A 10,497-nucleotide genomic window follows, 5' to 3' on the forward strand; every position below is an offset into this window, starting at 1 on the left:
GTGCTACCTGGCATTTAACCAATCCCGGCTCAGAGATCCGACGAGCACCACGGGTCAGGTCGCGCGCTGTAAGAGCATGACGCCGGACGGCACGCCCCCGCCCGTACTGACGACCGCGGTGCCTGCATCCGCGACTTGACGAGCGTCCGCCTGGTGGCGCAGTTGCAGCACTGCTTCGTAGACGAATCCGAATCCGTGCAGCCGCCCCTCCGACAGCTGGCCGCCGTGCGTATTGAGTGGCAGCTCGCCGTCCAGCGCAATGCGCCGCCCACCATCGAGCCATCCTTGGGCCTCGCCGAAGCCACAGAAACCCAGGGCTTCCAGCCATGACACGCAGTTGAAGGTAAAGCCGTCGTAGAGGAGTGCAAGGTCGACGTCCTTGGGACGCAGGCCGGTTCGACTCCACAGGTGCGCCGCCTGGCCGATGACTTGGGGCTCGTGCGTAAGTGTGCCCTGATCCCACGAGACGCGTTCGAGGATCTGCGTGCCGACGGCCTCACAGCGCACTGCCGGTCGCGGCAAATCGCCGGCCACCGTGGCGTCGGACACCACGATCGCTATCGAGCCGTCGCACGGAACATCACAGTCATACAGCCCGAACGGTGAGGTGATCGCCCGCGCGGCGAAGTAGTCATCCATCGTCATCGGGTCGCGGTAGATGGCCGCAGGATTGAGCGCCGCATTGCGGCGCGCGTTCACCGCGATCATGCCGAAGAGCTCTCGATCACCGCCGTAGCGGTGCAAATACTGGTTGGCGTTCACCCCAATCCAGTTGGCCGCGGACGCCGCGCCGAACGGCAACGACCACTGCTGTGGCCCAGCCACCCGCCCGCCGCCCGCGCGTAAGCGAAGGGCTGCAAACGTCGACTCCCACACGGTCCGAAAGCAAAGGACGTGCCTGCACAGACCGGAAGCCACCGCCATCATCGCCGCAATGATCGCGCCGCCCTGACCGGTCAGATCCATGCCGCCGTTGATCCAGGTCGGATGCACGCGCAGCGCCTCTTCGACCGCCGCGATTCCGCCTTCACTCATGCCCATACCCACGGGGCCCGGGTACGTCGAAAGACCGTCGATATCAGCAAGTTCCAGACCAGCATCATTGACCGCAGCTAAGCACGCATCCACCGTAAGCGACAACGGATCGATCATCAGCCGGCGACCCGTCGCAGAGCGACCAATGCCCGATATGACGGACCCATGCTCAAAGCGCTCTGTTGTCAGCGGGCATCGCGGCGCCGGCGAACTCGCCGGACCCACTAGATCCCGCTCGTCGGTGCCGCCTGTGGGCTCGAACAACGGAATCCAGACGTCGTCAACGTTCTTGAACCGGACGGCGACACGCTGGCCGACATGCACCCCCTCGGGCCGGCACCCCACAATGTTCGTTGTCAAGCGCACCTGGGCGCACTCGTCGAGTGCAACCACGGCGATCACATAGGGCGGGTCGAATCCCGGCAGCCACGGATGCTCATTCAACGTGTAGCCCACTACTGTCGCTCGTCCCGAAACCACGGTAGGTTCAGCCGACGTTGCGCGGCACTCCGGGCAGATCGGCACCGGTGGGTGCACGTAGGTATGACATTCGAGACAACGCTGAATGCGTAGGTTGCCGTCCGCACCCGAGGTCCAAAACCATTGATTCCAGGGTGTGATCTCCGGTAGTGGCCTCATGATCCGGGCACTCGGCTAGGGCCATCGCCGTGTCGAACTGAATGGGGATGCCCGGCTCCAAGCCGACCTACGCGGCGGATACCGGTATTCTCAGAAATAAGTATGATCATTACCGACATGGTGTCACACAACTCCTGCCTCTTCCGAACGGGCCCGGACAGCGCGCGAGTCCGGACCGTGACACCGCGTCTACCGCTCGCAAGTCAGCGGAGATAAAGAAGGGTGTGGGCGTACAAGTGGTATCAGGATGGCATTCTGAGCCGTGGGGCCAGTACAGGTGCGTTCAGCAACGTGTTCGGGCTCGGGCCCGGCGACGAAAGGAATGGGCCTGCGCGGGAGGATCTCCGCTGCGCCACGGACGATTATCGATAGCCGGCGTACTCCGCCCGCGCCAGAGACCGCAGTCAGATGATCCCGCCGGCAATCCACTCCGATGACGCGGAGCTCAATGACGCGGCGAACACCCTGCGTGGTCGAATGACCAAACACTGTTTGGTAGTCCTCGGAGCCGACGAGACCGACGTCGTGCGCACCGCGGGAGGCCTGATCTACGACTGGTCATCGGCGGGGTGGGACGTGACCGTGCAGTTGGGGGTTTCCCGCGATGACCGGCCGTTGCGAATCGTGGGCGCCAAGACCAGTTCGCCGATTAGGCGCGATAGCCTCCGCGGGGATCCGCTATGGCCGGATGCGATCATCGCCTCGCATCGGCTTTTCTCGGAAAACCTCTCGGTGCGCGCCTATTTCACTGAGGCAGTGGCACGTGGCTACGCCGCAACGGCGATGCCCGGGAACGAATGGCCCAGTGCGCTCGATCAATCGGTCGGACACATCAGGCACCGACTCAGTCCCGCCGCGCGTGCCTTCAAACTCCAGGCGATGCTCGCCGCCGGAGTAGTGCCGGAACAGGTGGCGTCCACGGAGTTATTCCGCGGCTCCCCCGAACGATTTACGTCCCACCGATTCCTTGCCTTCACACAGGCGCGGTCGCCGTAAACGATTCCTATCGGCAACTGTGAGCGTGTATTCTCAATCTGCTGCCGGATGTTGGCTGCCTCTAAGCGCCCCCATGGTGTGAACCGGACCGGAAGGGACGAACCTCGATGAGCATTCCCGACATGGATGCCCAAGGGCCGTTCCGCATGGACCCGGCGGCCGCCGTATGGAGCATCGTGCGTGACCTAGTCGAACGCCAGCGGTCGATGGCCGAACTTCAACGAAAACTGACGGCCATCCAAGCCAAGCACGCTGGTCAATCCGAGGAGATCATCGGGCTCAACGATGACCTCAAGAACGTAAGTGATCTGGTTGCCCTCCGCGACCTTTGGTATTCGAAGGGCCTACCCAGCATGGTGGCGAAACTTGCCTTGGTCCTCGAAGTTCGTGACACTCTTGGGGATAGCGAGGTAACCATCGATGACCCGACGGATGCCGCCCTTTGGCGGAATAGGTATTTCGTCGCCGTCGACGACCTGACGTTCAGCTTGCCACCGGACAGGCGGCGCAGCAGCCAGCCTTGATCGCCGCCAAAGATGCCATTGACTAATGTCACCATTTGTTATTGACTGCGTGACATGGCGGACGGTGTTCCGGCCCGCGGGTCATTGCGGTCCCGTGGCGCGGCGGCGGTAAGTGCTTACACCCTGCGGCCGGTCACGGGCCTGATACCGCCCGAGCGAGCATGGGGGCTATGGCTGTCGCGCCAGATCGTCGCCAGGATCATGGGAACGTTCGGCCCCTCGCTGGCGGGCACCCGCGTCGAACACGTCGACACGAAGCTGCCCGACGGGCGCCGCGTCAAGGGTGAATGGGTATACGGACCGCGCACCCCGACCAGCGAGGCGGCGCGATCGTCCACATCCGTGGGAGCCATCTACTACGTGCACGGCAGCGGTTACGCCGTGTGTTCGCCAAAAACCCACCGGCGGTTGACGTCCTGGCTCTCATCCTTGACCGGCTTGCCGGTCTTCAGCATCGATTACCGACTCGCGCCCCGCCACCGCTTTCCCACCGCGGCCGATGACGCACGGGCGGGCTGGGACTGGCTGCTGCAATCTTGTGGAGTATCGCCGAAACAGATTGTGGTCGCCGGAGATTCGGCGGGCGGGCACCTGGCCGTCGACATGTTGCTGCAACCCGAGGTCGCCGCCGACCACCCCGCCGCGCTGGCGCTGTTCTCCCCGCTCTACGACGTCACCTTCGAGCTGTGCCTCGCCCGTGAACGGACGCGTCGCGATCCCGCGATCCGGGCGGCCGACGCGGCTCGCCTGGTCAGCATGTATCACGCCGGAGTGGACCTCACTCACCAGCGGCTGACACTGAATGTGGCCGGCGGCCCGCCGCTTCCGCCGACCCTCATCCAGGCCGGCGGAGCCGAGATGCTTCAGGACGACGCCCGTCAGCTGGCGGCCGACATCCAAGCCGCGGGCGGCCGATGCGAACTGCAGATCTGGCCGCACCAGGTGCACGTCTTTCAGGCACTGCCACGCATGACGCCCGAGGCCGCCAAGGCTGTGGCCTACGTCGCGCGGTTCATCGCCCACGCGTTGCAGGATGCGCGCGCCACGACCCAGGAGGTGCTCTGAGGCATGTTGGACAGATTGCTCGGAAGGTCGAAACCCAGCCGCGGCGCGTCGGCGGTGGTGACCGGCGCCGGAAGCGGCATCGGCGCGGCGTTCGCCGTCGAACTCGCCCGGCGCGGCGGCGCGGTCGTCTGCAGCGACATCGACGAAGCCGCCGCCCAAAGGACGGCCGACGCGATCACCGACCAGGGCGGCAGAGCCACCGCCATCCGTTGCGACGTCTCGAAACTCGAGGATGTCCAGGCGCTGGCCGACCAGTCACAGGCCTGGTTTTCCGGGCCGCCGACGCTGGTGATCAACAACGCCGGTGTCGGCGCCGGCGGCGCGGCCATCGGCGATGCGCCGCTGGATGATTGGCAGTGGACGCTGGGCATCAACCTGTGGGGGCCCATTCACGGCTGCCATGTGTTCACCCCGATCCTGCGGGCCCCGTCGCACGCTGCCCGGGGCATCATCAACGTGGCCTCGGCGGCCGCATTCGGCGCGGCCCCGGGCATGGCCGCCTACAACGTCAGCAAGGCCGGTGTGCTCTCACTTTCGGAGACCCTGGCCGCCGAATTGGCCGGCACCGGGGTGAAAGTCACGGTGCTGTGCCCGACGTTCGTGAAGACCAACATCGTCGCGTCGGGCCGCATCAGCGAGGAATCCAGCCAGCTGGCGAACAGATTGATGCGCTGGACCGGATATTCGGCGGACAGAGTCGCGCGGATCTGCCTGGACGCGCACGACCGCGGCGAGCTGTACTGCATGCCGCAACTCGACGCCAAGATCGGCTGGAATATCAAACGCATGGCCCCGCAGGCCTATACGCGTGCGGCCGGCCTGGTGTCCCGAATCAACCTGCCCTGATCACCCAACGCAAAGGAGCTCCCGATGGCCATCGACATGGAAGCTATGCTCGCCAAGATCAAGGATCGCCAGTGGGCGCTCGCCGACATCGATTGGGATGCGCCCGGCGCCGAAATGATCAGTGATGAACAGCGGCCACAGCTCAAGGCGTTCATGGCCGACCTATGCTGGATCGAGAATATCGGCGCCAGGGGCTTCGCTGCGCTGGCGAAGAAGGCACCCACACCGACCATTGCCGAGATCTACCGTTACTTCCACGCCGAGGAGCAGCGCCACGCCAACGCCGAACTGGCGCTGATGAAGCGTTGGGGCATGCTCGAGGACGGTGAGATTCCCGAGCCGAACGTGAACATCCGACTGGCGATCGACTGGCTGGACCGCTGGGCCGATGACATGCCGCTGTCTCTGCTGGGCACGGTCATTCCGATGCTCGAAGTCGCCCTGGACGGCGCCCTGTTGAAATTCCTCCTCGATGAGGTGCACGACCCCATCTGCCACCAGGTTTTCGAGAAGATCAACAATGACGAATCACGCCACCTGGTTGTCGATTTCGAAGTCCTCGACATGATCGGGCACGCGAAGATCCGACGGTTGCTGATCGACTTCGTCGGTCACAACGCCACTCCGGGTCTCATCATCGGTGCGATCATGGGCGCACCGCTGATCAACAGGATCCGCAATGAGATCACGGACATGGGTATGGAGCCGGAGCGGCTTTACCGAGCTGTGAAGAGATTCAAAGAGCTTGGTGATCGCGGCGAACGTACCAGGCGGGTACCGACTTATCGTTTCCTGAGGCGTTACGCGGGAGTGGTCACAAATCCACGCCACCCGTACCACCTGCTGGCGAATTCGATGGTATGGCTTTCCGACCGATATCCGCGGCCCCTGCTTCCGTCGGTACCGACTTGGGTTGGAGAACTCACCCACGAGCCGGCGGCGTGACCATGGCAGGCGACCACACCCACGCGGTGCTCATCATCGGAGCCGGCTTCACCGGGCTGGGAGCGGCGATCCGGTTGGCCGACGCCGGAGTCGACGACATCGTCATCCTGGAACGCGGCGAGCGGGTTGGCGGAACCTGGCGCGACACAACCTATCCGGGCGCCAGCTGTGACGTCCCCTCGCTGCTGTATTCGTACTCGTTCGTCAAGAACCCGGCCTGGTCGCGTACGTACTCCCCCGCCGCGGAGATCTGCCGCCACCTCGAAGACATGGCGACCAGATTCGACATCCGCCGCCACATCCGATTCGGCCATGAGGTCAACGGCCTGAGCTTCGACGAAGCTAACGGGGTTTGGACCGCAACCACCCGACGCCGCAAGCGATTCCGTGCGCGCACCGTCGTGCTGGCTTCCGGACCGCTCTCGGACGTCAGCTTCCCCGACATTCGCGGGCTGGACAGTTATCGCGGGCACAAGATTCACAGCGCCCGCTGGGACCACGACTACGATTTCGCGGGCAAACGGGTCGCCGTCATCGGCACCGGCGCCAGCGGAATCCAGATCATTCCCGAGCTGGTGAAACGCGCCGGCTTCGTCAAGGTGTTCCAACGCACCCCCTGCTGGGTGCTGCCGCGCCTGGACGCCGCCACCCCGCCGGCCGTGCAGGCCCTGTTCACCAAAGTGCCTGCCGCCCAGCAACTTGCGCGGCAGGCCTTGTTCTGGGGTCACGAGGCGAGCGCCACGGCCCTGGTGTGGGACACGCCGTTGACCTCGCTGGCCGCGCGCCTGGGGCGGGCACATCTGCGCGCCCAGGTGAAGGACCCTTGGCTGCGACGCCAGCTGACGCCGGACTTCCGGCCGGGGTGCAAGCGCATGCTGGTCTCCAGCGACTACTACCCCGCCCTGCAGCGCGACAACTGCAAGCTCATCGACTGGCCGATCGCCACTATGAGCCCGGCCGGCATCCGCACCAGCGACGGCATCGAGCACCACCTCGACTGCGTCGTCTTCGCCACCGGCTATGACGTCCATCTGACCGGACCGCCGTTCGCGGTCACCGGGCTCGGCGGCCGGTCGCTGGCCGACGAATGGGCCGGTGGCGCACAGGCTTACAAGAGCATCAACGTGCACGGGTATCCGAATCTGTTCGTCATGACCGGACCCAACTCCGGGCCGGGTCACAACTCCCTGCTGGTCTACATCGAGGGGCAGCTGGAGTACGCGGTGCGCGGCATCACCGCCATCCTTGACAACGACCTGCGCTATCTCGATGTGCGCGAGGAGGTCCAGCGCCGTCACAACGACAGCCTCCAGCGCCGCCTCACCAAGACGACGTGGATGTCCGGCTGCCGGAGTTGGTACCTCACCAAGGACGGATACAACGGGTCGATGTACCCGGGTTTCGCGACGCAGTATCTTCGGCAGATGAGGGATTTCCGCTACGACGATTACCAGGCGGTGGCGCGCCGCCCCCGGGCGCTGGCCACCGCGTCGGGCTGACACATGGCACCCGACCGCCCGCTCCACCGTTCTTCAAGCCCCGAGCCTGGCACCATCGCCAGCGTGCTGCACAACGTGCGGCGCGCACCCAAGCGCGTTCGGCGCCAATCGCGGGAGTACCGACAGTTGATCGAGACGGCGGTCTCGCAGCTTTTCGACGCGGCGGTCCGCCATCCTCACGGCGTCCCCACGTCCGGTGAGTACCGGATCGATGATCTGGCCCGGCTGGCCGGCACCACCACCCGCAACATCCGCGTCTACCGCGACCGCGGACTGCTCCCCCCGCCGTTGCGGGTCGGCCGCATCGCATTGTTCAACGACACCCACCTGACCCGGCTGCGGCTGATCACCTCGATGCTCGACCGCGGATACAACATCGCGCACGTTCGCGAAATGCTCAGCGCCTGGGAGCAGGGCAAGAACCTGGGCGACGTGCTGGGCCTGGAGACGGCCATCGCGGGCCCGTGGACCACCGAGAAACCGGAGACCATGCCACTGGCCGAGGCGCAGCGACTCGTTGACGACGCGGACGCGTTCGAGCGCCTGGTAGCGCTGCACGTCATTCGGGTCGACGGAGCCCAAGCCACCGTCATCCGTCCAAAACTGATCGAGGCGTTCAACGAAATCCGCGGCTACGGTGTCAAATTGGAGAAGCTCGTCGACTTACACGAGCAGATCGTGCCCGAAATCGACAAGATCAGCGACATGCTGGTGCGCGCCGGGGCCGAGCACGTGCTGGACCGCATCAAGCCGGGCGAGCCGTTACCGCCGGATGCCGAGATTGCCGAACTGATCACGATGCTGGTGCGCTTCCGCACTCAGGCCGTGGCGACGGTCACCGCCACGCTCGCGTCGTCGATCGAGTCCAACATCGAGTCACTGGTGGGCCACATACTGGCCGACTACCTCGAGTCCAGCTCCGCGCCGGAATCGGCGTCGGGCTAGGCGATGAGTTTTTCGGGTCGGACCACTTGTGGCGGGGCGGGTGCGACCTGCCTGCCGGGTTCCTGCGCTCGTCGACGGTTGGCAAACCCGTAGATGATGCCCGATTGCGGCGTGGACAAAGCGGCAAGCGTTCCCAGGAGCAGAAACCAGTCTTCTTTGAGCCGGTCGATACGTGCTCTAACCATGAGCTTTCCTGACTTGAACATGCGAGGGGGAAGTGTGGGTTCCCACTGAGCCGCGTTTCAAACTGCCCAATGCTCGAAGTTCAGGAGTTAGCAGGTTCGTTGGCCCCGAAGTGAATCTATAGAGTGCGAATCAAGCGCCACATCGACGTGGCGGGAGCCTCATCGGCGGAAAATCATGGTCAGTGCCCGCTCAGGGTCAGCGTCCCTTCCGTCTTCAGCACCTTGCTGGCGGTGATCCGCTCGGTCTTGCGGGCCTCACGCTCGAGATAGCGCTGCTTGGATTCGTCGAATTTGTCGGAGGCCTGCTCGAGCTCCTTGACCAACACGGCGAGATCGTCGCGCATGCGCGCGGCCTCCCCGGTGAAGTCTTCGCGTTCGAAGATGCGCCACTTCCTGAGCACCGGCATCACCACCTCGTCGAGATGGATGCGCGGGTCGTAAACACCGCCGACGGCGATGATTACCGCCTTTCGCCGGAATTCGGGCACCGTGAACCCGGGCATCTTGAAGTTGCGCAAGATGCGGTGCACCGACTTCATCGCCTGGTTCGGGGCGATGTCCAAACCCGCTCCACTGACATCCCGGTAAAAGATCATGTGCAGGTTCTCGTCGTGCGACACCCTGGCCATCAGCTGCTCCGCGATGGGGTCTTGAGACGCCTTACCGGTGTTGCGGTGGGAGACCCGGGTGGCAAGCTCCTGAAACGAGACGTACATGACCGCGTCGAACAGACTCTCGGCAAACATATCACCCTGCTGATTCTGCCCCGGGCTGAAGCCCCGCGTCATTTGCTCGAGCCGCAACTTCTCCAGCTCGACGGGGTCGACGGCGCGGGTGACCACCAGGTAGTCGCGCAACGCCGTGCTGTGCCGGGCCTCCTCGGCCGTCCACCGGTTGACCCATTGCCCCCAGGGGCCGTCCATGCTGAAATTCATCGCGATCTCGCGGTGATACGACGGCAAATTGTCCTCTGTCAGCAGGTTCTGCACCATCGCCACCTGCGCGACGTCGGGGAGCCGGCTGTGTCCGGGCTCCCAATCCTGACCGTCGAGCGCGTAGAAGTTCTTGCCGTCCGACCACGGGACATAATCATGCGGATTCCACTCTTTGAACATCGTCAGGTGGCGGTTGAGCAGATCCTCGACCACCGGCTCAAGTTCGTGTAGTAGCTGCAGGTTGGTCAGGTCGTTGGACACAAAGCCCTCCAGTTATGTGTGCCGTCAAGTAACGCACAATGTATCTGTGTCATCCGGTTACATGAAGATGACACGCCGGAATCCCCGCCAACTAGGGCCAAAGGTCCCTATGCCGAGTGGGCCACCCCGCCGGAGGGCTCCGACGGGCACGAATCAGTCGCGCACGCGCTACTGGCGCGGAACCAGGTACGGCGCGAGGGTGGAGAGCTTTTCGCAGGTCTCTTCGAATTCACGCTCCGGCGTGGACTCTTCGATGATGCCCGCCCCGGCCCGCAACCATGTCACGCCGTCGCGTTCGTAAGCGGCCCGCAGCGTCAGCGCCGCGTCCAAGCCGCCGTCGGCCGAAAACATCACGACCGCACCGGAATACAGTCCGCGCGGGGCGTCGTCGAGACGCAGGATCGCCTCCATCCCGCCCGCCTTCGGGATGCCAGACGCGGTGACCGCGGGGAAAAGCGCTTCCAGCGCGTCCATCCGGTCGTTCGACGGACCTAGCCGCCCGCTGACCGTGGAGCCAAGGTGCTGCACGCTGCCACGTTCCCGGACCGTCATGAAGTCGGTGACCGAGCCGCTGGCGGGTACGCGGGCGCTGGGTCGTGGTCTGGCCCGCGACCAACAGGCC

The 10,497-nt window shown here is 64.6% G+C and carries 11 protein-coding genes; 7 read left to right on the forward strand and 4 right to left on the reverse strand.

All coding sequences use genetic code 11. The features are described from left to right. Positions 1-54 precede the first annotated feature (54 nt). Complete coding sequence (locus tag A5709_RS26860; RefSeq protein WP_068007998.1) at positions 55-1,674, reverse strand: OB-fold domain-containing protein; 1,620 nt, start codon at positions 1,672-1,674, stop codon at positions 55-57. 477 nt (positions 1,675-2,151) lie between these two features. Here A5709_RS26860 and A5709_RS26865 point away from each other — a divergent pair, with 477 nt between their 5' ends. The 7 genes from A5709_RS26865 to A5709_RS26895 all read left to right on the forward strand — a co-directional run bounded on the left by A5709_RS26865 (position 2,152) and on the right by A5709_RS26895 (position 8,494). Then, entirely contained in the window at positions 2,152-2,670 is a 519-nt protein-coding gene (locus A5709_RS26865) for a hypothetical protein (protein WP_068008033.1), read from the forward strand. Positions 2,671-2,777: 107 nt separating this feature from the next. After that, positions 2,778-3,194, forward strand: a complete 417-nt coding sequence (locus A5709_RS26870) for a hypothetical protein (protein WP_068123729.1) — start codon at positions 2,778-2,780, stop codon at positions 3,192-3,194. 54 nt (positions 3,195-3,248) lie between these two features. Then, positions 3,249-4,259 (forward strand): alpha/beta hydrolase, encoded by a 1,011-nt coding sequence (locus tag A5709_RS26875; protein ID WP_082974383.1) that lies wholly within the window; start codon positions 3,249-3,251, stop codon positions 4,257-4,259. Positions 4,260-4,262: 3 nt separating this feature from the next. Continuing rightward, positions 4,263-5,105: an SDR family NAD(P)-dependent oxidoreductase gene (locus A5709_RS26880; RefSeq protein WP_068123732.1), complete on the forward strand. Its 843-nt coding sequence runs from the start codon at positions 4,263-4,265 to the stop codon at positions 5,103-5,105. A gap of 24 nt (positions 5,106-5,129) precedes the next feature. Then, a complete protein-coding gene (locus A5709_RS26885; protein ID WP_068123733.1) occupies positions 5,130-6,050 on the forward strand; it encodes a reductase in 921 nt (306 codons plus the stop codon). Then, positions 6,047-7,549, forward strand: a complete 1,503-nt coding sequence (locus A5709_RS26890; protein ID WP_068123736.1) for an NAD(P)/FAD-dependent oxidoreductase — start codon at positions 6,047-6,049, stop codon at positions 7,547-7,549. Before A5709_RS26885 ends, A5709_RS26890 begins: the two co-directional genes overlap by 4 nt. A gap of 3 nt (positions 7,550-7,552) precedes the next feature. Then, positions 7,553-8,494 (forward strand): MerR family transcriptional regulator, encoded by a 942-nt coding sequence (locus A5709_RS26895; protein ID WP_068123738.1) that lies wholly within the window; start codon positions 7,553-7,555, stop codon positions 8,492-8,494. Here A5709_RS26895 and A5709_RS28280 read toward each other — a convergent pair. From A5709_RS28280 to A5709_RS26905, 3 genes are all read right to left on the reverse strand, one after another. After that, a complete protein-coding gene (locus tag A5709_RS28280) occupies positions 8,491-8,679 on the reverse strand; it encodes a hypothetical protein (protein WP_156768161.1) in 189 nt (62 codons plus the stop codon). The genes A5709_RS26895 and A5709_RS28280 overlap by 4 nt on opposite strands. Positions 8,680-8,858: 179 nt before the next feature. After that, a complete protein-coding gene (locus A5709_RS26900) occupies positions 8,859-9,875 on the reverse strand; it encodes an acyl-ACP desaturase (protein ID WP_068007982.1) in 1,017 nt (338 codons plus the stop codon). Between the two features lie 168 nt (positions 9,876-10,043). Next, positions 10,044-10,497 (reverse strand): chorismate-binding protein (locus A5709_RS26905; RefSeq protein WP_197500899.1); only part of this gene is annotated, 454 nt, incomplete at its 5' end.

The organism is Mycobacterium sp. E1386 (genome assembly GCF_001672745.1).
Taxonomy (GTDB): Bacteria; Actinomycetota; Actinomycetes; order Mycobacteriales; family Mycobacteriaceae; genus Mycobacterium.